Source organism: Candidatus Chryseopegocella kryptomonas (assembly GCF_001536065.1).
In the GTDB taxonomy this organism is placed as follows: Bacteria; Bacteroidota; Ignavibacteria; order Kryptoniales; family Kryptoniaceae; genus Kryptonium; species Kryptonium kryptomonas.
In genome coordinates this window covers 64,941-90,881 of sequence record NZ_CZVW01000003.1, presented here as the reverse complement: position 1 = coordinate 90,881, position 25,941 = coordinate 64,941, and the positions used below count along the sequence as shown (strand labels likewise).

At 35.2% G+C, this 25,941-nt stretch carries 22 protein-coding genes and 1 tRNA gene; 14 read left to right on the top strand and 9 right to left on the bottom strand.

Annotation, left to right across the window (positions count from 1 at the left end):
- The first annotated feature begins 12 nt into the window (after positions 1–12).
- On the top strand, positions 13–1,683 hold the full coding sequence (locus tag AWW83_RS01865) for a putative ABC transporter permease subunit (RefSeq protein ID WP_092347595.1): 1,671 nt from the start codon (positions 13–15) through the stop codon (positions 1,681–1,683).
- Here the strand turns inward: AWW83_RS01865 and AWW83_RS01860 are convergent.
- The gene (locus AWW83_RS01860; protein WP_092347592.1) at positions 1,643–1,885 is read right to left on the bottom strand and encodes a helix-turn-helix transcriptional regulator; all 243 of its coding nucleotides are present in this window, start codon (positions 1,883–1,885) and stop codon (positions 1,643–1,645) included. The genes AWW83_RS01865 and AWW83_RS01860 overlap by 41 nt on opposite strands.
- A 698-nt stretch (positions 1,886–2,583) precedes the next feature.
- Between AWW83_RS01860 and AWW83_RS01850 the strand changes: the two genes are divergently transcribed.
- The 7 genes from AWW83_RS01850 (at position 2,584) to AWW83_RS01820 (ending at position 7,261) form a co-directional block, all read left to right on the top strand.
- Positions 2,584–3,507 carry an ABC transporter ATP-binding protein gene (locus AWW83_RS01850; RefSeq protein WP_092347586.1) on the top strand — a complete coding sequence of 308 codons (924 nt, stop codon included), beginning with the start codon at positions 2,584–2,586 and terminating at the stop codon, positions 3,505–3,507.
- Entirely contained in the window at positions 3,500–4,159 is a 660-nt protein-coding gene (locus tag AWW83_RS01845) for a hypothetical protein (RefSeq protein WP_092347583.1), read from the top strand. Before AWW83_RS01850 ends, AWW83_RS01845 begins: the two co-directional genes overlap by 8 nt.
- Before the next feature lie 57 nt (positions 4,160–4,216).
- Positions 4,217–5,110, top strand: coding sequence for a 6-bladed beta-propeller (locus AWW83_RS01840; RefSeq protein WP_159421075.1), 894 nt, complete (start codon positions 4,217–4,219; stop codon positions 5,108–5,110).
- A gap of 149 nt (positions 5,111–5,259) precedes the next feature.
- Complete coding sequence (locus AWW83_RS01835; protein ID WP_159421074.1) at positions 5,260–5,532, top strand: ArsR/SmtB family transcription factor; 273 nt, start codon at positions 5,260–5,262, stop codon at positions 5,530–5,532.
- 5 nt (positions 5,533–5,537) lie between these two features.
- The gene (locus AWW83_RS01830) at positions 5,538–6,392 is read left to right on the top strand and encodes a pirin family protein (RefSeq protein ID WP_234697222.1); all 855 of its coding nucleotides are present in this window, start codon (positions 5,538–5,540) and stop codon (positions 6,390–6,392) included.
- 20 nt (positions 6,393–6,412) lie between these two features.
- Positions 6,413–6,853, top strand: a complete 441-nt coding sequence (locus tag AWW83_RS01825) for a DoxX family protein (RefSeq protein WP_092347574.1) — start codon at positions 6,413–6,415, stop codon at positions 6,851–6,853.
- 24 nt (positions 6,854–6,877) lie between these two features.
- The gene (locus tag AWW83_RS01820; protein ID WP_092347571.1) at positions 6,878–7,261 is read left to right on the top strand and encodes a DoxX family protein; all 384 of its coding nucleotides are present in this window, start codon (positions 6,878–6,880) and stop codon (positions 7,259–7,261) included.
- A gap of 38 nt (positions 7,262–7,299) precedes the next feature.
- Here AWW83_RS01820 and AWW83_RS01815 read toward each other — a convergent pair whose 3' ends face one another.
- From AWW83_RS01815 to AWW83_RS01785, 7 genes are all read right to left on the bottom strand, one after another.
- Positions 7,300–8,478, bottom strand: a complete 1,179-nt coding sequence (locus tag AWW83_RS01815) for an acetyl-CoA C-acyltransferase (protein ID WP_092347568.1) — start codon at positions 8,476–8,478, stop codon at positions 7,300–7,302.
- A gap of 28 nt (positions 8,479–8,506) precedes the next feature.
- A complete protein-coding gene (locus AWW83_RS01810; RefSeq protein ID WP_092347565.1) occupies positions 8,507–10,915 on the bottom strand; it encodes a 3-hydroxyacyl-CoA dehydrogenase/enoyl-CoA hydratase family protein in 2,409 nt (802 codons plus the stop codon).
- A gap of 35 nt (positions 10,916–10,950) precedes the next feature.
- Positions 10,951–12,732: an AMP-dependent synthetase/ligase gene (locus AWW83_RS01805; RefSeq protein WP_159421073.1), complete on the bottom strand. Its 1,782-nt coding sequence runs from the start codon at positions 12,730–12,732 to the stop codon at positions 10,951–10,953.
- 127 nt (positions 12,733–12,859) lie between these two features.
- A tRNA-Val gene (locus AWW83_RS01800) sits at positions 12,860–12,934 on the bottom strand.
- A 13-nt stretch (positions 12,935–12,947) separates the two neighbouring features.
- Complete coding sequence (locus AWW83_RS01795; RefSeq protein WP_092347559.1) at positions 12,948–13,142, bottom strand: tetratricopeptide repeat protein; 195 nt, start codon at positions 13,140–13,142, stop codon at positions 12,948–12,950.
- A complete protein-coding gene (locus AWW83_RS01790; RefSeq protein WP_092347556.1) occupies positions 13,120–14,499 on the bottom strand; it encodes a tetratricopeptide repeat-containing glycosyltransferase family 2 protein in 1,380 nt (459 codons plus the stop codon). Before AWW83_RS01790 ends, AWW83_RS01795 begins: the two co-directional genes overlap by 23 nt.
- Positions 14,462–18,685, bottom strand: a complete 4,224-nt coding sequence (locus tag AWW83_RS01785) for a glycoside hydrolase family 99-like domain-containing protein (protein ID WP_234697221.1) — start codon at positions 18,683–18,685, stop codon at positions 14,462–14,464. The genes AWW83_RS01790 and AWW83_RS01785 overlap by 38 nt, the downstream gene beginning before the upstream one ends.
- A 206-nt stretch (positions 18,686–18,891) precedes the next feature.
- On the opposite strand from AWW83_RS01785, the gene AWW83_RS01780 reads away from it, so the two are divergent.
- From AWW83_RS01780 to AWW83_RS01755, 6 genes are all read left to right on the top strand, one after another.
- A complete protein-coding gene (locus tag AWW83_RS01780) occupies positions 18,892–19,734 on the top strand; it encodes a flagellin (protein ID WP_092347550.1) in 843 nt (280 codons plus the stop codon).
- A 98-nt stretch (positions 19,735–19,832) separates the two neighbouring features.
- Positions 19,833–20,132: a flagellar export chaperone FliS gene (locus tag AWW83_RS01775; RefSeq protein WP_092347547.1), complete on the top strand. Its 300-nt coding sequence runs from the start codon at positions 19,833–19,835 to the stop codon at positions 20,130–20,132.
- 11 nt (positions 20,133–20,143) lie between these two features.
- A complete protein-coding gene (gene fliD / locus AWW83_RS01770) occupies positions 20,144–21,574 on the top strand; it encodes a flagellar filament capping protein FliD (RefSeq protein WP_092347544.1) in 1,431 nt (476 codons plus the stop codon).
- Positions 21,571–21,918 (top strand): flagellar protein FlaG, encoded by a 348-nt coding sequence (locus AWW83_RS01765; protein ID WP_092347541.1) that lies wholly within the window; start codon positions 21,571–21,573, stop codon positions 21,916–21,918. The genes fliD and AWW83_RS01765 overlap by 4 nt, the downstream gene beginning before the upstream one ends.
- Positions 21,905–22,270, top strand: coding sequence for a hypothetical protein (locus tag AWW83_RS01760; RefSeq protein WP_092347538.1), 366 nt, complete (start codon positions 21,905–21,907; stop codon positions 22,268–22,270). The genes AWW83_RS01765 and AWW83_RS01760 overlap by 14 nt, the downstream gene beginning before the upstream one ends.
- Positions 22,271–22,274: 4 nt before the next feature.
- Positions 22,275–22,523 carry a flagellar biosynthesis anti-sigma factor FlgM gene (locus AWW83_RS01755; protein WP_092347535.1) on the top strand — a complete coding sequence of 83 codons (249 nt, stop codon included), beginning with the start codon at positions 22,275–22,277 and terminating at the stop codon, positions 22,521–22,523.
- A gap of 70 nt (positions 22,524–22,593) precedes the next feature.
- Here the strand turns inward: AWW83_RS01755 and AWW83_RS01750 are convergent, their stop codons facing one another.
- Entirely contained in the window at positions 22,594–25,938 is a 3,345-nt protein-coding gene (locus AWW83_RS01750; RefSeq protein ID WP_159421072.1) for a lamin tail domain-containing protein, read from the bottom strand.
- Between the last annotated feature and the right edge of the window lie 3 nt (positions 25,939–25,941).

Below are 25,941 nucleotides of genomic sequence, written 5' to 3'. Positions count from 1 at the left end.
ATTCTTCTCAAAATGTCGGAAGTAGTTTTAATTTTAAAATACAAGTTGATTTCCATTTTCAAGTCGGCGCTTGATTCAAAGTGGGGAAGTGTTTTAAAGGAGCTTGCTTCAATTTTTGTGTTCACCGGATTTGCGCTTTCAACTTTTATATCTTCAAATTATGCAACTGCTTATTTGCTTTCCGAAGCTAAAATTGGACTTTTTCTCTTCCATCGTGTCTTGTCAATGCTTCTTTTTGTGCTTTTCGTCCTTGTTAGTTTGGGCAATATCATAGTTGCTTTTTCAACACTTTACAAAAGTAAAGATATAGAATTTTTTCTGACAACGCCAATTAAACCAATTAAAATTTATGTTATTAAATTTCTTGACAATTTCTTTTACAGCTCTTCAACGATGTTTATTTTTATCTTTGCAATTCTACTTGGATACGGAAGTTACTTTATGAAACCGCCTGAATTTTATATTTTCTCATTTGCTGGTGTTATAGTTCCGTTTATGCTTATGTCTGCGTCTTTGAGCATAATAATTTTGATGTTAATTTTAAAACTTTCACAAAGATTTGACATAAGGAAAATTGCTGTCTTTGCGGGTTTAATTTATGCTCTCGCTGTTTATTTTTATTTCAAAAGCACAAACCCAATGAAATTATTTACAGAAGTTATGAGATATTATCCGTATGTTGATCAGTATTTCGCACAGCTTGATCCATCAATTGCGGTATATCTACCTAATCACTGGGTTGCGGAAATTTTTTATTTCAGCGCAAGGGGAAATTCTGAAATGGTTATGAGATATTTTTTGATCTTGCTCTCTGCGACGGTTGGAGTTCTTCTTGTTAATTTTGGCGTTGCCAGAAAACTTTACTTTGATACACTTTTCATTGCATTTGATTTGAAAAATCGGATAAAGAAAAGATTTGAGATTGAAATTTTGAGCTTTTATAAAAAATCAATTTTTCACCCCCAACTTGAAGTTTTCATAAAGCGTGATCTTAAAACATTTTTAAGAGAGCCGAGCCAGTGGGTTCATCTTTTGATAATGCTTGTTCTCGTTTTGATATTCATAGCAAGTTTGGTGAAAATGCGTCTGTATAGGGTTGAACCACAGATTTTATCCATTGCTTTTGTTTCAATCTTCTCCTTCAATGTTTTTCTCATCGCATCAATTGTGATCCGATTTGTTTATCCATTGATCTCGCTTGAAGGGATGAGTTATTGGTCTGTGAGATCATCGCCTGTTAAGTTAACACTTCTTTACTTGCATAAATTTGTGATTTCATTTTTACCGGTTCTGTTAATTTCTGAAGCAATCGCTTATGCTTCTGTTTTCCCATTTGGGAAGGACCCGAACATTGGTATTTTGATAACCTCTGTGAGTTTTTTTGTTGCTTTGACTTATGTCTCGCTTGGTTTGGGAATGGGGGGATATTTCGCTAATTACTCAGAAAAAAGCCCAGTTAGAATTGCATCTTCAAGAGGTGCAACAATAACTTTTCTGCTTGGGCTTGTATTGATTTCAATTTTCACAGGGATCACATTTTTCCCGATAACATTTTATTTCCAATCTTTTAAATTTAATGTTGAATTTTTTAAATCAGCAATTTTTGTAAGTGCGTTAGTATCCGTTACGCTTTCAATTTTTTTCAACTGTCTTGGTTTAAGAAGTATGACCAAGGATTTTTGATCTTTTTAATTTTCCTTCCGTTAAACTTAATCTCAATCCCCGTGATTCTGCAGATTTCAAGAAGAATTTTAGTGGATGGGAAAATTTTATCATTTTCAATTTTACAGTAGTATTCGGTTGAAATTTTGAGCAAAAAAGCCATTTGTTTTTGAGACATATCGTTTTTGATTCTAAATTGTCTCAAAGCTTCCCCGAGCGTCATTTTTAAGACCTGTTTTGTTTTTGGCGGAATATAAAAAAAAAGCGAAAAAGTCAAGTAAAATTGTGTGTTAAGAAATTGAACTATATGTTCAAAAAGAAGTCCTTGACAAGAATTTTTTGAATTTTTAAATTTTGGGTGAGAGAAAAAATTTAGATTTGATTTATGAGTTTTAATTTAGTTTCAACATTGAGAATTTTTCTTGGTTTAGTTTTCGTTTTTTCAGGGATAGCGAAGGGGATTGATTTTGAATGGTTTACGGGAGTAGTCCGTGGTTTTGGGATTTACAGTTTTTTTGTTTTTTGCGAGGATAAGTGGATATGCAGGTGGATGTGGATGTTTTGGTAGATTGATTGAGAGGGAAGTGGATTTGTTAAGTTTGTTTGAGAATTTGGTTTTAGTTTCTGGTTTAATTTTTGTTAATTTAAAAACAAAAAGGAGGGAGAAGAAATGAGAAGGAAAAAGCTAGTATTTATTCATAACGTTCAAATCATCTATTTTTGCGCAACGAAGTTATTGCTGGGATGCTTATGAACGTTGCTTCTCTTAATGTGCAACTTGGCCAAGTGCATTTACCTTAATTTTTGCCCCTCTTAATAAGTTTATCCCATGGGTTAATGGGTGGTTGGTTTACTGGATGTGTTGCTGGCTGTACAATAGGTTACTTGAATTGCCTTGATTAGAAAAAATTTTAAAATAACATGATCAAAGTAACTCATTTAACGAAGGTTTACAAAATAAATAGGTTTCTTAAAAGGGATAAGATCATTGCACTGGATAATGTGTCGTTTGAAATTAATAATGGTGGTATATATGGAATTGTTGGACCAAATGGCTCAGGTAAAACAACGCTTTTTAAGATATTGATGGGTTTAGTGATTCCAACATTTGGTGAGGTGAAGATATTTAATTTATCTCCCTCTGATCCAAAATGTAGGGAAATTATAGGATATTTGCCCGAAAATGTGATTTTCCCGAAGTATTTAACCCCTGACAAAATTTTAAAGTTAACAGGTAGATTGTTTTCAATTGAAGAGGAGAAGCTGAACTCAAAGATAGATGATTTGCTTTCTTTTGTTGAGCTTGAAAGATGGAGGAATGTTGAAGTTAGAAAATTTTCAAAGGGTATGGTTAAAGCACTGGGTTTAATTAGATCTCTAATAAATGAGCCGAAAATTTTACTGCTTGATGAACCTTTTGAGGGGCTTGATCCAGAAAAAAGATTTTTATTTAAGGAATTTTTGAAAAATTTTATTGAAACTGACAGAGACAGAATAGTATTAATTAACACTCACTTATTATCTGATGTTGAGAAAATTTGCGATCAGGTTTTATTTTTATATAAGGGAAAACTTATTGATAAAGTGAAAGTATCAAAACTACTGGACAAATATATTATTTATCTACCTTTTGATAAGATGAATTTTGATAAGTTTGCTTCAATTGGAGGTTTGTTTTATAATAAAGGGAAAGCAGGGCTATTGATTGAGGGCGATAAGTTAAATGAAGTGTTATTTTATCTGGAAAGTAACGGAATTAAGCGGGATTTGATTGAATTAAAAAAAGCTGATGTTGAGGAAATTTATACTTATTTAATATCAAAAGCCAGAGATTGTTATGGTTAATCGCATTATTTTTAAAGAAGTATTTAAATATGGTGTTTTTAATCCAGTAGGTATTGTGTTTTTTATTTTATTTTTGGGCTACGCTTCATATGTTTTATTTTTTATTAATAAACCGCTTTACAGTGAGGAATTTATTTTAGCTGGTATATCTTTGGTTTCGTTTTCATTACTTGCTTTATCTATTATATTTATTGAGATAAAATTTGAATTGCTCAACGATGATTATTTGTTTTTGTTTCTTTCAACACCAGTTGATAGAAAAATATGTTTTTTATCAATTTTTTCTGGTGTAAGTTTGTCTTTCATAACTGATTTCGTTGTTCTTATTATTATTCAATTGATCCCTCTTTTATTTAAGATGCATCTTTCGGTGAAAATTTTCTTACCAATTTCCATTTTATTTATGCTCTTTGCTATTTTTTTATTATCTATAGGTGGTTTAATAATTTTGATCTTTAGAAATCGTTATGTAGTGTCGGGGTTTACGTTCTTAATCTGGATTATAGGTGCAAATTTGATCCTTCTGATGTTAAGGGCAGGACCTCTTGGATTTGATGATTTTACCTACTGGTTGCTTGTGCTTTTGATGATATTATTGATATTACTTTCTGTTAGTGTTTCAGTTGAAATTTTTAAAAGAAAGGATTTTTAAAAAATGGTTTTTTCTTATCTAGTTTTAATCATCTTTAATCTTATCTTTGCGGAGGTTTTGAAAATTGAAAAAGTGTTTGACATTTCAATAGGTAAGTATGTATTTGAAATTGGTGGATTTTGTGTTGATGATAATGGAAACATATTTGTTTCTGATAAAGCAGATTGCTCTATAAAAAAGTTTGACAAAAGCGGTAATTTCATCAATAAAGTTGGTAAAAAGGGCGGAGGTCCAGGTGAATTTAGGGGGACACCTGGAAAAATTATTTTTATCAAGGATTTAATTGCAGTAATTGATGTAGGCACACCCTTTATTTACTTGTTTAGCGCTGACTTAAAATATCTTAAAACTTTAGCTGCTCCTGCTCCGATTTTTGACATAGGAACGGATGGTATTGGTAAACTTTACGCTGTATATGTCAATTATAAGAATTTTTCGTTAGTAACAGAGATAGCAGTTTATAACAAGATAGGCGAACTTTTAAAAACGTTTCAAGTTAAGCAAGAATATGAAAATCCATTTTTGGGTTTTGCTTATATCCAGTATTTTGACCAAGGATTAGTTTTGTGTTATCCAATTATAAACAAAATATTAATTCTTGATTTAAATGGGGTTCTTGTTAAGGAAATTAGCATTAAAGAGTTGCCCGTTGGAGTTGAAATGAGACCGCTTAGAAAAATCCCGATTGAAATACCTGAACATAAGATGTTTTTGGACATAGATTTTCTTATGGGTCACATATTGGTTTTAGGCGGAAAATATTCAAAAAATCCATGGAAAGATATTTACATTATTGACAGTAGTGGGAATTTGATTCAAGTTTTAACATTACCTGAGCAAGCGCATTTTATTGAAAGTAGCAATGGTTATTTATATACTGCGGAGAGGTATAGTCTTTATATCAGAAAGTATAGGGTGGAATTACAACATAAAAGTAAAAAGCGAAGGTAACTTTTGAAATTCAGGAATGGATACTGGCAAGCTTCAAATTATCTCAATTAAATGTGAAATGAGTCAAACTTGACTTGACAAAAAATTTTTTGTATATTTGTATAGACATTTGTCTATATATCTATTTTCTAAAAAGAACATAAATGCCTATGCCGAAATTGAAGGTTTCAAAAGTCGCAAAAGCACTTTCAGATGAGACGAGGTGTAAAATTTTTGAGTTGATAGCAAGGTCAAAAGAAATAAGTTGTAAAGAGATAACTGAAAAAATTGGTTTGAGGCAACCGACGATTTCGCATCATTTGAAAACACTTCAGGAAAGTGGACTTGTAAATGTCAGAAAAGAAGGACAGTTTCATTATTTCAGTGTGAATAAGGAGGTTGTAGAAAATTTTGCAAACTATCTTTTAAAATTTACCAATTGAAAATTATGCTTGTGAAAAGTGTTAAGTATCGCAGAGTGCATAGAGTTTTTCCTGCTATGGAAGTGATTGATGGTGCTGGTGTAAAATTAAAACGATATATTGGTTCGCTTTATTTGAATTATCTTGATCCGTTTCTCTTGCTTGATGAATTTAAAAGCGATGATCCGAACGATTACATTGCTGGTTTTCCACCACATCCGCACAGGGGATTTCAAACTTTAACTTATATGATAAGTGGTGATTTTGAGCATAGAGATAGCACTGGAAGCAGTGGGATTTTAAGTTCAGGTGGTTTGCAATGGATGAACGCAGGAAGCGGGGTTATACACAGTGAAATGCCAATCATGAAAGAAGGATTTCTTTGGGGATATCAGCTATGGTTGAATTTGCCATCAAGTGAAAAAATGAGCGATCCATTTTATCATAATTTTAAAGCGATTGAAATAAGCAAAGGTGAGGTTAGAGTTAATCTTCTCTCTGGAGGTTTTGATAATGTGGAGCAAAAAAGTTGGGCTTATTATCCGGTAGTTTATCTTGATGTTAGAGTGCCGAAGGGAAATGAATTTGTATATGAGATTGATGAGAAGATGAACGTATTTTGTGTTGTTTCCGAGGGAGAGATTAAATTTGATGATGGGACAAAAGTTAAGGGTGGAAAGCTTGCGGTTTTGATTGATGGAAATTTTGTAAAGTTTTATGCACTTGAAAATTCAGTTGTTCTTGTTGGATGTGGTAAACCACTTAATGAGCCGGTTGCGAGGTGGGGTCCTTTTGTGATGAACACGATGGAAGAAATTTACCAAGCAATTGAGGATTATAAAGCGGGTCGTCTTGTTAAGAAAAAAGCAGTTGACATTTAAAAACTAAAAAAGGAGGCATTATGTTGACAAAACTTTCAAATAAAATTGTTACAGATATAGTTTTGTTGATCGTCAGAGTTATTCTCGGGGTTATCTTTATAGCGCACGGATATCCGAAGTTATTTGTTGTTGGAATTCCTGGGTTTGCGCAGTTTTTATCCCAGCTTGGTGTTCCGTTGCCTGGATTTTTCGCTGTTGTTGTGTCTTTGGTTGAATTTGTTGGTGGAATTGTTTTGATACTTGGAATTTTTTCAAGGTGGGCTGGACTTTTATTGGCTATTAATATGATTGTTGCTACGCTACTTGTCAAAGTTAAAGTTGGACTTGTCGTTCCACCAAATCAAGCCGGGACAGGAGCGGAACTTGATCTTGCTCTTCTTGCGTGTGCGTTAACTGTTCTTGTCTTCGGTCCGGGTTCAATTTCTGTTGAACTTGGGTTGTTCAAAAAAGAAATTTCTTAAAAACAAAATTTCAAGGGTTAAAAAATGGAAGCTATATGGGTGATAGGTCGGATTTTATTTTCGGTTCTTTTTATTATGTCGGGTTTTGGGCATTTTAGAAATTATAAGGATATGGTTCAGTATGCTCAAATGATGAAAGCGCCAGCTCCAAATGTTACAGTTTTGCTTACGGGAGTGATGATAATTCTTGGTGGTTTAAGCGTTCTTTTCAATTTTTATACAACGATTGGAGCAGTTTTACTTTTTCTATTTCTTGTTCCAACTGCCTTCATAATGCACAAATTCTGGGGGGTTCAAGACCCCGGACTTGCAGCTAATCAGATGGCACATTTTATGAAAAATCTTTCGCTTGCTGGTGCATCTTTGATTATCATTTATCTTGATTATGTGTTAAAGGTTTCACATTAAAATAAAAAAGCCCCGACATTGATGTCGGGGCTTTAATTTTATAAAAGTTCAAAAATTCCTGCAGCTCCCATTCCACCACCTATGCACATCGTGACCATTCCATATTTTACATTTCGTCTTTTCATCTCATTTAAAATTGTAACTGTTAATTTTGCTCCAGTGCAACCGAGTGGATGTCCGAGGGCAATTGCACCACCGTTGACATTTATTATTTCCTCATTTAATCCCGCAAGTTTTATCACCGCAAGCGATTGTGCAGCGAATGCTTCGTTTAGTTCAATAAGACCAATGTCTTCAAGTTTAAGCCCCGCAAGTTTCAATGCTTTTGGGATTGCTTCAACAGGACCTATACCCATTATTTCTGGTGGGACACCAGCGACGGCGTATGAGACAAAGCGAGCCATTGGTTTGAGTCCAAGTTCAAGTGCTTTCTTTTCAGACATTAGCACGACAGCAGCAGCTCCATCGCTCATCTGTGAAGAATTTCCAGCTGTAACGGTTCCACCTTCTTTAAACGCTGGCTTCAACTGTGCTAATTTTTCAAGCGATGTATCTGGGCGTGGTCCCTCGTCCGTATCAAAAATTTTTTCTTCAACAACTTTTTCACCTTTGCCGTTTATGTATTTATTCACGACTTTCAACGGGACAATTTCATCTTTAAATTTTCCATCTTGAATTGCTTTCAATGCTTTTTGATGACTTTTCAAGGCAAATTCGTCTTGCATCTGTCTTGTGATTTGATATTTTTCTGCGACTCTTTCAGCTGTTAATCCCATACTTATATAGACTTCGGGATAATTTTCTGCAAGATATGGATTTGCGGAAAATTTATTTCCCGTCATTGGAACCATGCTCATTGATTCAACTCCGCCGGCGATTATAACATCTGCGTAGCCAAGTTTAATTCTTTCTGCTGCAAATGCGATTGATTGAAGACCGGATGAGCAGAATCTGTTTATAGTAATTGCTGGAACACTTACAGGAAGACCTGCTCTTATGCTTGCAATTCTTGCGATATTTAAACCTTGTTCTCCTTCGGGAAATGCACAACCTATTATTACATCATCAATCTCTTCTGGTTTCAGATTTGGTGTTCTTTTCACGGCTTCTGATATAACGGTTGCAAGCATTTCATCTGGGCGAAAATCTTTTAATGTGCCTTTTTTTGCTCTTCCAACTGCTGTTCTTACTGCTGTTACTATTACCGCGTCCTGCATTTTTGTTCTCCTTTTTATTTTTAAACTTTTAATTTCTTAACGGTTTGCCGTATTTCAATATGTATTGCATTCTCTCTTGAGTTTTTCTTTCACCACATAAGCTTAAAAACGCCTCGCGTTCAAGGTCAAGGATGTGCTGTTCGCTTACAATTTGTGGAGATGTGAAGTCACCGCCAGACATTATGTAAGCAAGTTTCTTTCCGATGTGAGCTTCGTAATCTGTTATGTAATTTGCTTCCTTCATAAGGTAAATTCCAACTAAAAAGTTTGCGTATAATTGTTTGCCTAAAGCGATAATTTCAGCAGGGAGAGGTGGTTTATAACCTTCTTCAACCATTGCGAGGGCGATTTTCTTTGCATCATTTATCAAATAATCTTTGTTCATTGAGATTGTGTCGGAATCGCGCAGATAGCCAAGTTTTTTTGCTTCAAGTGCACTTGTAGAAACCTTTGCAAAGGCGATTGTTTCAAAAGCTTCTCGTATAAATGGTGTTAAGTCAATGTTTTCTTGTTTTGGGGCTTTTTGTATTGCTCTTAAAAGCATCTCTTTTGTTCCGCCACCAGCTGGTATGACGCCTGCGCCAATTTCAACGAGTCCAATATAACTTTCTGCATAAGCCCGAACTTTTGGAGCGTGTAAAACAATTTCGCATCCACCACCAAGGGTCATTCCATGTGGAGCAACGACGACAGGTTTGGGTGAGTATTTAATTCGCATATTCATTCTTTGAAACATTCGCACTGCTCTGTCAATTTCATCCCATTCCCCTTCTTGCGCAAGCATTAAAATCATCATAAGATTTGCGCCTGCGGAGAAATGTTGTCCCTGATTTCCTATAACGAGCGCCTCGTAATTTTTTTCAAGTTCATTTAAAGCATAATCAGCCATTACAAGTATGTCCTCTCCAATTGCGTTCATTTTTGTGTGAAACTCAAGACATATAACGCCATCCCCAAGGTCAATCAAGCTTGCCCCTGCGTTTTGCTTGATTATTTTTGTTTTATCTTCTTTGACAAGTTCAAGATTTATCATCTCAGGCTTCGTTTTCATTTCAACATAATCTTTCGCACGGACGACATCGTAGAAGTAAATTTTTCCGTCTCTTCTTTCGTAAAATTTTTTCTTTCCAGAGCTGATCATTTCCTTTACCCAATCTGCAACTTTGAAACCTTCTTTTTCAATTCTTTCAATTGAATTTTCAACACCGATCAAATCCCACATTTCAAATGGACCAAGTTCCCAATTAAAGCCCCATTTCATTGCGTTGTCAATATCAACAATTGTATCGCTTATTTCGGGGATTCGGTTTGATGCATAAGCAAGGACTGCGCCTGTCGTTTTCCAGAAAAATTCTCCGGCTCTATCTTTTGCATTCATAAGAATTTGAAGTTTGTCTTTCAATCCTTCGGTTGCTTTTGCCATTTCAAGTGAGCCAAATTTAACTTTTTGTCTTTCTCTATAATCCATCGTTGAAAAATCAAGCACAAGAATTTCGCTTTCGCCATTTTTCTTAACTCTCTTGTAAAATCCTTGTCCGGTTTTTTCACCTAACCATTTGTTTTGAAGCATTTTCTGGACGACATCAGGAACTTTGAAGTATTCTCTCATTTCATCATCTGGAACAGCGTTGTAAAGATTATTTGCGACATGAACGAGCGTATCAAGTCCGACGATGTCAAGTGTTCTAAATGTTGCGCTTTTTGGTTTCCCTGTCACAGGTCCTGTTAACTCATCAACTTCTTCAATTGTGAAACCATTTTGGAGCATATAATGCAAAACATACATAACTGCGAAGACACCAATTCTATTTGCAATGAAGTTTGGCGTATCCTTACAATAAACAATCCCTTTGCCGAGGACTCTTTCTCCGAACTCTGAAATTGTCTCAATTACTTCCTGTGATGTGTCGGATGTCGGGATTATTTCAAGAAGTTTCATATATCTTGGTGGATTAAAAAAGTGTGTTCCAAGAAAATGTTTTCGGAAGTCATCGCTGAAACCTTCGGCAATTTCACTTATGCGAATTCCGGAAGTATTTGTGCTGACGATAGTTCCAGGCTTTCTAACGGATTCAACTTTTTTGAATAATTCTCTCTTGATGTCAAGTCGTTCAACGACAGCTTCAATTATCCAGTCAACTTCAGAGAGCCAGTTCAAGTTATCTTCAAAGTTTCCAATTGTTATGAGTTTTTCAAGTTCAGGGACGAAAAATGCGTTTGGTTTTAATTTTTTCGCTCTTTCAAGACCTTCACGAGCGATTCTGTTTCTGACCTCAGGGCTTTGAAGCGTTAGACCTTTTGATTTTTCTTCTTCTGTTAATTCTTTTGGGACGATGTCAAGAAGATATGAAGGTATTCCTGCATTTGCGAGATGGGCGGATATTTGCGCACCCATCACACCTGCTCCAAGGACTGCAACTTTTTTGATAGGTCTCATTTTTGTTCCCTTTTTATTTTGTGATGTTTTCGCATTTATTCTTTGTAAAATGAATCAATTAAATCACGATATCGTGCTTCAACATTTCTTCTTTTGACTTTAAGCGTTGGTGTTAAATAATCTTCATCAATTGTTAAAACACCATCAATCACAGCAAATTTTTTGATTGTTTCCCAGTGCGCAAGTTTGGAGTTTATTTCATCAACAATTTTTTGGTAGAGTTCTTGAACTTTTGGATGATTCAACAATTCAGAATTATTTGAATAAGTTATGTTATTTTCCTGTGCAAATTGTTTTAAAGCTTCAAAGTTTGGGAAGATAAGCGCTGATGCAAATTTTCTTCCCTCACCTATCACAACCGCTTTATCAACATAAACACTTGATGAGAGCAAATTTTCAATCAATTGTGGAGCTATAAATTTGCCACCGCTTGTCTTTATAAGGTCTTTCTTTCTGTCGGTTATAAAGAGAAATCCATCTTTGTCAATGTAGCCAATGTCACCGGTTTTAAACCATGTGCAATAAAATGCTCTTTGAGTTGCTTCTTCGTTTTTGTAATAACCTTTCATCACATTTGGACCGTCAACCCAAATTTCCCCATCCTCTGCGATTTTGACTGCAACGCCAGGGATAACAGGACCAACTGAGCCAATTCTGTTTCTTTCAAGGCGATTGACAGAGATAACTGGTGATGTTTCTGTTAAACCATAACCTTGAAGCACAGGGATTCCAGCAGCTGTGAAGATTCTTGCGAGGTCAGGTCTCAAAGCAGCTCCACCTGAAACTATGAATCTAAATCTGCCACCGAAACGCTCACGAAGTTTTTTATAAACGAGTATGTCCGCAATTTTATGCTTGATTCTGTATGATAGGGGGAATTTCTTTTCAGGGTCAAATTGTCTTGCTATATCCATCGCCCAGTTGAAAAGTTTACGCTTAAGTGACGACATTTTTTGGACCTGAGCAAGCATTCTTTCTTCCGCTTTTTCAAGAAATCTCGGGACAGTTGTCATCACAGTTGGTTTGACTTCAATTAGATTGTCCGCAAGCTTATCTATTGATTCAGCATACCAGATTTGAATTCCAATGTAGAGATAAAGGTAAATTATCATTCGTTCAAAGATGTGCGATAGCGGAAGATATGTTAGAGCAACTTCTTTATCGGCATTCCAGCTAAAGAGCGAAGCGCAGGTTGTTGCGTTTGAAATTAGGTTTGAATGTGTAAGCATCACGCCTTTTGGCTCTCCTGTTGTCCCAGATGTGTAGATTATCGTTGCAAGGTCATCTGGTTTAACTTTTGATTTGAGCTCGTCATAGAGCGATGGATTTTCATTGTTAAGTTTTTCGCCAATTGATTCAAGCTGTTCAAGCGTCATAACACCTGGCGCAGGTGGTTCTTTTTCAAACGTGATGACTTTGTCTGTAAATCCAAGTTTCTCAAGCACAGGTAAAATTCTTTCGTAGAGCTGTTTTGTTGAGATGAAAATTAATTTTGATTCAGAATTTGTGATTATAAATTCAACTTGTGGAAGTGATTGGGTTGTGTAAATTGGCACATCAATTGCGCCGAGAGATAGTATCCCGAGGTCGGTCATCGTCCATTCTGGACGACTTTCGGAAAGAAGCGCAACTTTGTCCCCGAATCTAATGCCAAGTGAGTAAAGCCCAAGTGCAATGTTTTTAACACGCCTTGCAACTTCATCTGCTGATAAAGATTTCCACACCCCTTCGGCTGATTTGTAATTTAGGAGTTTTGGATTTCGGTAGGTTTTTACCCCGAATTCAAAGAGCTCAACGAGATTTTGAAATTGCGTCATAGCAATCATCCCCGTTGAATTTTTATTTCAAGAACAAATTCAAAGGAAGTTTAAAAATTTTCTGCGAAAAAGTCAAATTTGAATTTTACTGTCTGGATGGGGTTAATTGCAAGGGTTTGAAATTTTGTGGGCGCTGCAGGATTCGAACCTGCGACCTCTACCGTGTGAAGGTAGCGCTCTGGACCAACTGAGCTAAGCGCCCTTGCGATATAAATTTAATAAATACGCTCGGAAAAACGCAAGTTTAGTTTTTGAGCCAGTGTCCTTGCTTTTGTTTTTATCGCTTCATCATTTGGATTATGATTTAGTAAAATTTCGTAGCATTTCAATGCTTCTTCAAAATTTCCGCACCCAATATGTGCCAGAGCAAGAACTTTAATTGAAGCATCAAAAAAATTTTGAATTTTCACGAACTTTAAAATCACTTAACACACGAATCGCCTCATCAAATCTTCTCAATCCAACAAGACACATTCCAAGATTGTATCTTATCTCATCATCATCATCTTTAAAGTTAAGAGCGATTTCCAAATTTTTAACAGCATCCTCAAGTTCGCCGTTAATTTGATATATTCCCGACAAAATTTTGAAAATTTCAAAAGATGGTTTGATTGTTGAGATTTCTTTCAAAACATTGATGGCATTTCCAACTCCAAGTTTATATTCTTCAACAAGAAAATCAATCGTTGCTTTGTAAAGAATTTCATCGTGTATGACTTTTAAAAGATGTTCTTTCATCCTTTGATAATTGCCAAGTTTGAAATAGCAAATCATCAATTTGAAATGTATTTCGTTTTCTTCAACCATGTTTTCAAGCGAAACATCAAGAGATTTACCATTTGAGATTGCTTTGAGATTTTTAAGGGCTATCTCAAAGAAATTTTTAGCGATGTGGAAATTTGAAAGTTTAGCGTGGGCAATTCCACTTAAATAATATGAGGTCAATTGTGTTGGAGCAAGTTTTGAAGATTTCACAAAATAATCAATTGCTTCTTGATATCTTTCGTTTTGAAGTTCGTATTTTCCAATGATGTTATAAATTGATGCAAGGAGCGAATCCCCAAGGTTTGATTTTTCTTTTTGGATTGAAATTGCTTTTTTCAGCCATTCAATTCCATTTTCTTTTTCACCTGTTAAGATCTTAATTATGCCGATGTGGTAATATGCATATGCGTTGTCTGGATTTTCTTTTATTTCTTCAAGTAGGAGATTTAAATTTCTTTCGTATTTTTTGCTCATAATTTCATCGCTTTGTGCGTAGCCAAGATGTGTGATTGTTATATCTGTCTTTGCGATTTTTCCGCAGTTTCTTAAAATTGAAGGTGTGATTTGCTCGTGAATCCTTCCTTCAAATTTTATCCAATCCTTTTTTCTAAATAATCTTGGATATTCATTTATCACATCTGGTTTTCCATCTTTGCCGAGGTTTATGACTTTAACATAAAGTGCATCAAAGTTTGAGTTGAGATATTTTTTAAGTTTTGTCTCTTGATTTGGGTTTAATCTTTCATCGGCGTCAAGAACCAGAATCCATTCACCAGTTGAGTGTTTTATTGATTCATTTCTTGCAATGGAGAAATCATTTTTCCAGTCAAGATGGAAAATTTTTGCGTTGTAGCGACGGGCGATTTCAATTGTTTTATCTGTTGAGCCAGTATCAACGATTATTATCTCGTCAGCGATATTTTTCACGCTTTCAAGACACCCTGGGAGAAATTTTTCTTCGTTTTTAACTATCATGCAGAGTGAAAGTTTGGGCTTGTTCATTTTGAACCTCGTTTTTTTCTTTTATCGGTATAAAGATTTCGTTGTTATTTACTTTTTTGTTATTCATGAAAATTTCAACTGGATCTGCTCCCCACTTCTCAATAAAAATCTTTTTGTTTCTTTCAAGTAACGCTAAAAACTTTTTAATCCCATTTGATTTAAAACTTTTTGAACCAAAATGATGTATGAATACATCTTTTGCAACAGCAATTTTAAAACCGGCTAAAACCGCTCTTAGGCAATAGTCGTCATCTTCAAAATTTCCTGGCGTAAATCTTTCATCAAAAGCGCCAATTTTTTCAATCACCTCTCTCTTTATCACCATGCATAACCCCGCTATTCTCGGGAATATAATTTTTTCACCTTTATTTTTTGCGTAAATATCCTCTGCGAATTTTTGAAGTTTGACTTCATTTACTTTTCCATCTTCAAGATAAAATTTATCTGCTTCTTTTAAAATCTGGATTCCATTGACATAATTACTCATTGGACCAACTATGCCAATAGAATTATCTTTTTTCAAGTGTTCAATCAATCGCTCAAGCCATTTGTCTGTAACAATTACATCATTATTTAAAATGACTATGTAATCACCTTCAGCGTGTGCAATCCCTTGATTTACTGCTTTGGGAAATCCGTAATTTTCTGGATTTCGGATTAGTTTTGCATCTTGAAGAGTGGACAGGTATTGATATGTTCCATCTGTTGAGGCGTTGTCAACAACAATGAGTTCATATGGTATGTATGTGTATTTCCTTATACTTTCAATGGCAAGTTTTGTATATTCAAGTTGATTGAACACAGGGATAATTATTGAAGCGATTGGTTTATTTTTAATTTTCGCCTTTACAATTTCATTGTTTGGGTCTATTTCAAGAATTTTTGAGTAGAAAAATCTTGCATCATTCACAGCACCAATTTCATCGCAAATCTCAGCAAGAGTTACAAGTGTTTCTACATCATTCGGATTGATGTTTAAAATTTCCTTATAGAGTAGCATTGCATTTTCAACATTTCCTTCCTGAAGCAAAAAGTCAGCGTAATTTTTCCTGGCTGTTATGTTGTTTTGATCATATGAGATTGCTAATTGTATGTAAAATTTGAAAGCGGTTTTGTCATTCTCATTGTATTTCATTATGGCTATATCATTGCAAGTTTGACTTGCAAGCAATTTAAAAACTTTTAATTCTCTAATCGCATTTTCAGATTCATCAATTCTGTTTAAAAACTTTGAAGCTTTGTATTTGTGGTAGGAGTTGGCAATTCCTTTTACAGTGTATCTTAGGGATAAAGTGAAATACTTATCGGCGAGAACGGAGTTATTTTCTGAATAAAGTTTCCTCGCAAATTGTAATAAATCTTCAACTTTAAATTCTCCATCAATAGTAAATAAGCTTTTGCCCTTGCTTCTTCCATTTGGATCCTTAATCCCATAAACCGCTCTTTTCACAGCATTGAGATAACCATGAGAGAATTTTAAATCAGGTTCAAGATAGTTTCCTTCAGCCCATTCATTCCAGGCGTTGATGAAAACAATTCTATATTCAGGTTTTCTATTTTGAAGTCTTTCAATTTCAAGATTTAACCATTTTTCAAATGTTTCAGGAGAGGAGTTTGTTAAGATAAATGGTTTTAAATTCTTTCTTCTTGCGGTGTTATCCCACATTGGAGTAACACAGGCGAAGGATGTTTCACCTTGTTTTATTATTTCCTCATTTAAATCTGACATAAGATTTGCTACTTCATCATAATCAAATATAAAGCTCATCTGATTTAGAGTTATGCCTTTGTTAATTTGATACCAATTTGTAATTGCTGAGAAAAGAGGTTGAAAGATAACCTCTCCATCAAAACCGATTTTTTTCCAGCTTTGAACGCTATCTGCGGAAGCTCTTATTGCGATTAAAAATAGATCAACGAGCCCTTCTTTTTTTGCAAGTCGCCTCCATAGTTCTATCATTTCTTTCAAATCAGGAATCTGAGCTGGGCGATAAATTAAGAAAACAGGTTTATTGTCAATTTTAAAATATCTTTGATCTTTAAAAAACCTGAGAAGCCAGTTAAAATGTTTTATGTGATCTTGAATTCCAGCGTATGTTTGCTCTTGCAGGATTTCATTATTTAAACCATCCCAGCGCCTTGTCCAATTTTCATTAGCCCATGCAAGACAGAATTGAAAATCGGGTTTTCCAGATTCAAGAATTTCAAGTATAGGTCTTTCAAGTAATAATTTACCATTAAACCAATAATGCCAGAAGCAAAAAGCATCTACACCGTAGTTCCTGGCAAGTTCAGCTTGCATTTCTCTAACCTCGGGTAATCTTAAATCGTAAAATCCTAAATCTGCTGGAATTCTTGGTTGATAATGCCCAGGGAATAATGGCTTTGCAGTAACAACATTTCTCCATTCTGTAAAACCTTTGCCCCACCATTTATCATTTTCTTGAATTGGGTGGAATTGTGGAAGGAAAAACGCAATTATTTTTGCTCTTTTTTCGTGTTTAGTTTCCTGCGGATTGAGATTTGTTGATTTTTGTTTTAACCTTTCGTTAAAAACTTTATCAACCGCTTCAATTACTCTTTCAAAGGGAATTTCTTTTGCTGGTCCAAGGTCGTTGTAAATTAATTCCGCATTTGTTCCATCTGCGTATCCACCTGTAAAGGGATTATATCTCTGAAAGTTTCTATAATGACCAAGCAAAACAATTCCAAATGTTTCAACCGCATTTGCTATATGAGCTGGACCACTATCCACACCGATGAAAAGTAAAGCGCGTTTGATGACCTCTGCTGTTTCAAGAATTGATGTTTTACCGCATAAATTTATGAAATTTATGTCGCTTTTTTCAAGGATGCTTTCCGTTCCAACTTCAACTACTTGAACTTTATAATTTTTAACTATATGTTTTGCAAGTTTGATCCAGTTTTCCTGTTTCCAATCTTTTATCTTTTCATTTGAATTACAGTGAAAAACAACATAGTTTGGCGGTAATTTTAAAGTGTTAATTTTTTCGCGAACTGATTCTGGTATATAAACATTAGGTTTTCCGTCAATTACAGGTAAACCAGCCGAACGGGAAAACGCTGATAGTAGCGAGCCAAATTTAAAATAATTCTCCCCGGTGATCGGAATTTTTCCATTTATATTTTTCAGTTGAACATTGCACACGGGACATATTCTATTGTGAATATGCAGATCAACAACTTGATCAAAAAGTCCATTTTCTTTTAAATAAATCCATTCAGTTAAACAATCAACGACCAGAGTTTCGTCTATATATGGATTTGAGTCAATGAGTTCTTTATATTCTTCTCTAACACACCAGACGATGTGTGCATCTGGATATTTTGATCTCAAATACCTTGACACGGGTTCACATGCAATAATATCACCCATATGTTCAATTAGACCGATGCCAATTTTTAAGGGCTTTATTGTGTTTTTTAGGTTTTGTGAAATTTCAATTTGAACTTTATCAACCGAGATTTTTGGTCTTGCGATCACAAACATGTCTTCTTTTAAAATTCCGGGTAAAATTTCAAAAACATCAAGTCCTGCTTTGTCAAAAAGCAAGTAGATATTTTGTTCACTGAATAAAAATAAGTGTTCATCTGGTTTAAAATGAATCCATTTTTTGTCTTCACCTTTGTATTGTGGCGTTTGGAAAATGCATACACCATTATCTTTTAAAATTTCTGCAACTTTCTTTAGCGCTCTAACTGGGTCAGTGAAATGTTCAAGCACATCAAAACCAGCGACGACATCAAATTTTTCAATCGGCAGTGGAATATCAGGGAATAAACCAGGTATAATGTGTTCAAGATTAAATTTACTTCTTGCAAATTCACATGTCTTAGGGTCAACCTCAACTCCAACAACATTTTTTATTCCATTGTATTTGCAAAAATATAGAAACCCTCCGTGCGCGCAACCTATTTCAAGTACTGATTCTGCGTCGGGTTTAAATTTTTTAAGGATTGAAAACCATATTGGGATTCTATCTTTGAAATCTAAGTTAGATCTTTCCTCAATTGATGGATAGCCTAAGTCGTTTACAACATAATCATGCCAATAGCCGTCAAATGTGTAAAGTTGTTTTAATTTATCAGCCGATGGCTGGTTTTTAGAGACGAGTGTTCCGCAGTTTTGACATTGAAAATATTCATTGTGTATGGAATCTTTCAAAATTCCCCCACACCAGCATTTTTTATAGTTGTTCATTTTTACAGTGCGTTTTTTGTTTTTTTATATTTATCGGCATAAAATCTCAAAACTTTAGTTGATAAGGAATTAAAGTAATTCCCGACAGATTCCGATAAATAGAAGTGAAAAACGCCGGGGCAAGGAAGCCCCGGTAAAATGTCAAACAAAAAACAAGGAGGTTAACAGCCATGGCATTCTCACAGGGAACACGCATCAACACCAACATCGCAGCGATGAACGCCTACAATGCCCTCAATGACATCAATCGTGAACTCGGCGTTCATCAACTCCGTCTTGCAACGGGTAAGAAAATCAATTCCGTCGCCGATGACCCATCCGGGTATACCATAGCCAAGAAATTGCAGGCAAGATCTCGTGGGCTTGCACAAGCGATTAACAATGTCGGCGACGCGAAAAATGTTCTTTCAATTGCAGAGGGTGGTTTGCAGAAGATTAATGACTTGCTTGTTTCAATCAAAGAGCAAGTCACAAGAGCCGTCAACGGTGGTTTGAGCGATGATGAATTGCAGGCGATTGCAACACAAGTCAATGATTATTTGGCTGAAATTGATGAAATCGTAAAGCAGACGAAATTTAACGGTATGCAGTTACTCAGAGGAGCAGGCGGTGGCGATTGGGTAAGCGGTAAAGATTTCCAAGTCGGAAGTGATACCGGTGATACGCTCACTGTTAAATTTGATATCACGGTTGATAGCTCGCTTGTCAGCTCAAGCGCTGTTGCAACAAGTGATTTGACAACTGGATTCATCACAACAGTTGACACTGCGATTAAGACGGTGACACAACAATTGCAGTATGTCGGTTCATTGATCAATCGTCTTGATGTGAAAGAGGCGAACTTGATTGTGTCAATGACGAACACAGATGCAGCAGCAAGCAGAATCTTTGATGCTGATATAGCAAAGGAGCAGGTTGAAGTTGCCAAGCTTATGATACTGCAACAAACTGCGACGGCACAACTTGCCCAAGCAAACGCTGCACCGCAAGGAGTGCTTGCGTTGTTCAGATAATATGGTGACGCCGAGAGCAATAGATAGCTGAAACCGCTGTGGGGGTTGTCAATCAAGGCAACCCCCATCTTGTTTTAAAAATTTAAACCAGTGAAGAAATGCCAGAAAAAAACAATTACATAGAAAGCGAAATCCTAAATCTCTCACCCGTTGAATTAATACTTAAAATTTACGACATCGCTATCGTAAGTTGTAAAAGAAAAGATGCGGAAAAAGCAAACAGAGCTATAACGGAATTGATCTCATCTCTTAACTTTGATTACAAAGAAATCTCTCTGAATTTGTTCAAACTTTACCATTATTGTCAGTATGAAATAAGGCGCGGGAATTTTGACAATGCGGTTGAGATACTCAAAGAACTTCGCGATGCGTGGGCAAAAGCGTTCAATTTAAAGTAAAGGAGGTTTTTATGTCTTTTTATTTCAACACAAATAATAGCATAAATCCGATTGATACGCTTGTCCAAATGTTTAAGCAATCCGAGAGCAGTAAACTTGTCAAGCCGGTTGAGATGCAAAAAAATTTGATTCAGACGAAAAATGCAACGCTTTCGGATTTAAAAACGAAATTAAACTCGCTTTTTTCAATTGTTAAGGATTTATCTTTGACGGGGGTAAAATCAAATTTTCAAATTAAAACCGCTGAAATTTCAAACCCAGAAATCTTTTCAGCAGTTGCTGAATCATACGCAACTCCAGCAAACCATATAATTTTTGTCCAGCAACTTGCAAAGGAAGATACTGTCATATCCTCAAAATTTTCAAAGGATGGAAATGAAATTTTAAATTCCGAAGGCGCAGGTGTTAAGACGATAAGAGTGACAATCAACGGGGTTTCAACAGATTTAAATGTAGATGTTGCATCTGGCGATACAAACAGCACGATTTTAAATAAAATTGCGTCGGCTATAAATTCAACACTTTCGGAAGTTATAGCAAGCGTTGTGAATGACACACCGACGACCGCACGTCTTGTTATAAAGAGTAAAAACACGGGGAGTCAATATGCAATTTCTCTCTCTGATGTCTCAGGGAATTTACTTGCAAACATCGGGCTTGATTTAAATGTGATTTCAAATCGCATTGCTTCAACGGATACATCGGGAGGTTATCTTTACACCGATGTCAATTTACTTGATGCGAAATTAACAGTTGACGGTATAAATATAGTTCGTGGTTCAAATAAAATAAGCGATGTAATTTCTGGCATTACAATTGAACTTAAAAAAGTCCAAAATCCAGGGGATACGCCAGTTTCATTGACGATAAAAACAGATGCTTCAAAAGTCCGTGAGAAAATTGAATCTTTTATCAATGCTTATAACGATTTGATAAAATTTATAAATGATAAAACTAAAACGACGACAGACGGAGCTCGTTCTGTGTTCAGCGGTGATTATACGCTTGTTAAGTTGAAATCTGAATTAAGGTTAAAGATAAGCAATCCCGTGGCAGGGGAGATTGCATTTTTAAGTGATCTCGGAATTAAAATCAATGCAGATGGAAGTTTAAGCATTGTTGATAGTGCAAAACTTGACAAACTTATTTCTACGGATATCACAAAAGTTGAATCGCTTTTTAACTCATCCGATGGTATTGCAGTGAGGTTGAAGGAATTTATTAATCCTTTTGTTCAAATTGGTGGAGTTGTTGATCAAAGAATAAATTCGGGAAAAGAGCAGATAAAACGGCTTGATGAAAGAATAAAGTCGTTGAATAATTTGATTGATGAAAGAGCGGAAGATTTAAGAAGACAATTTGCACAACTTCAATCGCTTTACAATGCTTTTGTCAGACAACAAGCAATGGTTCAACAATTAACACAAATTTTAGTGCCATGATTCAAGAGATAAAAAGCGTAAACATAGCTCAATCATTACATCAAAATTTTGAAGAATCCACAAAGTTAAACGTTGAAACAAAAGACACTGAGCGGAGTTCTGAAAAGGGGAAAAGTTTATCAATTGAAGACATTGAAAATGTGATAAAGGAGATGAATCGCTTCGTTCAAATTTTTAACACTAAGATATCGTTTGAGATTGATAAAGACACGAGAAAAACGATTTTGAAAATTGTTGATGCTCAGACAAACGAGATAATTCGTCAGATACCGCCTGAGGAACTTCTGGAAATTTCAAGAAGGATAAGTGAATTGCTTGGGTTGATAATCAATGAAAAAGTTTAAGTCAAATAGGGAACTTGTGGAGAAAATTTTTGACGGTTTGAGGGAAATTTTGAAGATGACGATTTTTATTCGTGGGAAAATTTTAAATGATGAATTTGATGTTTTGCCTGAGTATCTTGCAAGGCGTGAGGAGAAGATAAAGGAAGTGGAAGAGTTTTTGAAGGAGCTCGGGAAGTTAAAGCGTGAGATTCCAAATTTTCAGCAAATTTTGAAAGAGATTGAGATAATGCGCGATGAGATATTAAAGATTGACACGGAAAATGCCGATAATATAAAAGAGAGAATGAAAGAAGTATCTGATGAACTTCAGGAGTTAATTCGCAGAAAAAAATTGCTAAATTATTTGAGGTGAGAAAATGAGAATAAACGAAATAAGCGGAAAAAATTTGCTTCCAGAAGAAAACAGTGGTAAAAGGTCTGGAAAGGTTGAAGATAAAAAAGACAAAATTGAGATTTCTGGCGAGGCACGTGAGCTTTACGAGGCAAAGAGAATGGAGAAAATAGAGGAGATAAGAAAGAAAATTGACGCTGGATTTTATGATTCCGATAGCGTGATTGATGAAGTTGTGGAAAAGATTTATAAACTTCTTAAATTAAATTCGTAAATCCTCTTTTCATGGCACCTCCCCGCCGTAGAGCCCCGAACATTTTCGGTGTGTTCGGGGCTTTTTATTTTTAAAGTTTCTTCGCAAGAACAACCGTTAATTTTTGTTTGAAACTTTCTCCACTTTCAGAGACGGCTTCAAATAAAATAATGTAAATGCCAATTCTTCCAATTTTCCCATTTTCATCCGTTCCATCCCAGAGTAAATTTCCATTTTGAGTCGTGTATTGATTTAACGCAAGCGTTTTAATCTGTCTTCCTTGCGAATCAAAAATTTTAACATTTATCGTTCCAGAGTTGAACGGCAGGGAATAAGAAATCAAACATACATCGTCAAGTCCGTCTCCATCGGGTGAAAATATACTCGGAGTTACGGTGATTTTTGCGGGTTGATTTTGTCCAGATGTTTCAATATATGCTGTGTTTTTTCTTCCGGGAGTTCCACCTGATTTGGCGGATGAAGTCATCCAGCTTGATTTATCTGCGGAAGGTAGATTTGGATTTATTTTTTCAAGTGAGCGTCCTCTTTTGTCTGTTATGATTTGACTGTGCCAGTTTGAAAAATATCTTACGCTGTCAATTATTTTACTGGTTAAATCCGTGATGACGACATCGTCAAAATCGTTGTTCAAGCTTAAACTTTTGTTGAGTATAATCAATTTAGCAATTGAATCGCCGGGGTTTAGATATTTGAAAAGCGTTGTATCCGAGGCGATCACTGCGTATTCCCCGGGCATAAGAATGAGATCATTTTGAGATAGGGAAATAAAGTTTGCACGCCCATCTTGAGTTCTCATATCGTTAAATCTCCAGTTTTTCAAATTAACAGGAATGTTTGAGCGATTGAAAAGTTCAATATATTCGCAATAACCTGGCAAAGGGTCAAACATTATCTCGTTTATCACGATGGAATTTGATGGGAAAGATATGTTAAGTTTTTTAAATGCAATGTTGTTTTTTGGATTTTCATCGCTTGGGAAATTAATTAAGAAGATCAAAGCATTTTCTCCCGGTTCAAGATTTGAAATTTCAAAATTTATCGTTGCAGAATCTTTTTTGTTCAATGTGTTTTGAAATGTTTGACTTAAAATTAATTCATTTTCTGATGCGCTTGAATCAAAATTTGAATCTTTGAAAACATCTATTGAAAAGTTCGCAACCTGATTTAGCCCAATGTTTTGAACCGTTAACTTAACATTTATAGGAGTAGCGTAATCAGAAAACTTTGGAATTTCAACGGATGCTATTTTCAGATCAAAATTTTTTCGCTTCGTGCTGTTTTCTCTTCCAGGCGTTGCTTTGATTGAATCAGTTGGAATTAACCAATTTGCTGAATCAAGCGATGAATCATCAAAGTCAATCCTTTCAATTGAAAATCCCGTCTTTCCCCATCTTCCGAAGTAATAAACGGAATCAATTTTTGAGCCAGTGTTATCGTAAATTGCAACTGCATCTTCTGTGTTGTTTAAAGTTGGAAGCAAAGGAGTGATTATTTTTGACGGGATTTGATAGAAGTTAAGAATTGTGCTGTCTTTTGATAAAACGAGATATTCACGGGGATGAAACAAAAAATCACCTTTTGCAATTGTAGTTTTAGTAGATGCATCGGAAATTGACCAGTTTTTGAGGTTAATTGTATTGTCGCTTGCGTTGTAAATTTCAACCCATTCGGGTTCATCTCCGGAAGGAGCGAACATTATCTCGCTTATCAAAATTGTTTTTTCTGGATATGAGACATCAATTTTGAACGCATAGAAATTGTTAAGAGTATCTTCATCTGATGGGTGAGAAACCTTTGCGATTAAATCGTAAGTTTTCGTTTCAGTTGGGGTGAAAAAGAAAGTTATATCTATTGAATCGCCCGAATTTATTTGTCCTGTAAAGATTTTTTCAGCAACTAATTCGTTGTTTTGCGGGATATTGTCCGTGTTTGTATCGTTAAAAATTTTCGTTGAGAAACCATTAATTGGTGTTTTTCCAATGTTTTTTATCGTTGCTGTTATTTCAACGGTTGAGAATTTAAGAACTGGTTTTGCGAATTTGACATTTGATATTGTTAAGTCGGTGTCTTTTTGCGTAAGAGAATTTTTTAAAAGTGGGGTTGCTTTAAACGGACTTTTTGATGTTCCCCAGTTTGATGTTAAGTTTGATGGTTGTTCAGGAGATATTCTTTCAAGTGAAAAACCATTTGATCCGCCCATGCTTGAAAAATAATAAACAGAGTCAATCAAATTTCCGTATGTATCATAAATCCTGACCGCATCTTCATCATTGTTGAACGCTGGGAGAGATTGAATTAAAATTTTTTCTGCTTTAAGCCATGGATAAAAACTCAAAAGCGTGTCTTTTGATGTTATAATTGCAAAATCATTTGGATTTAGGTTGAAATCAAGCGTAATCGTTCTCAAAGTTTGTGAATCGCCAATTTTCCAGTTTTTCAGATTTATGGTTTGATTAGTTCGGTTGTAAATCTCAATCCATTCGGGTTCAGGTGTTTTTGGAGCATACATTATTTCGTTTATGACAATTGAATTGAACGAAAGAGGTGGCGGAAGAATTGTTAAGTTTTTCTTAACGAGGTTATTTGATGTGTTTTCATCGTTTGAAAACAAAACCTGTAAAAGCGTTTGATAATTTCCAGATGCTAAACCCGAAACTTCAAACTCAACAAAAATTGAATCAGTTGATTCTAATCTCTGTTGAATTGTTAATTCTGAAATTTTCTCGCTGGATTGAAAAGATGAATCACGGTTTAAATCAATGAAAAATTCAATTTTGAAATTATCAACTGCGTTTATCCCTTGATTGTAGAGCGTGGTTTTGATTTTGAAACTTTGACCTTGGAAAATTTGTGTTGGCTCGGTTGAAAATGTTTTAATTGCGAGATCGTTAAATTTTGCCATTATGCTATTTTTTCTTCCGGGTGTGCTTCTTTCCGGATCTGTTGAAATTCCCCAAGTTGATTTCAAATTTGAATTTTTGTTCGGATAAATTCTTTCAATTGAATATCCTGCTCTAACCCAATCGCTTTTGTAGTAAACGCTGTCAATTACGACATCGGATGAATCAAACAAAACCACAGCGTCTGAATCGTTTCTAAATCTTGAGGATGGAAGTCCCGGGAGTATGAAAACTTTTGAAGGAATTTGAGAGTGAAAATAAAAAATTGTGTCGCTTCTTGTTATAACCGCATAACTATCGGGTTGAAGGATATAACTTTGCGTTGTGATTGTGTATTTTGTTGATGTTAGACGATTTGAAATTTTCCAATTTTTGAGGTCAACTGGCTCTGTTGAGAAATTAAAAATTTCAATCCATTCTGGTTCTCCCCCAGATGGTGCATTCATTATCTCGTTTATGATGACATTTTGTGCAGTTGTTCTTGCTATGATGAAAAATGCGAAAAATATTTTCAAAAT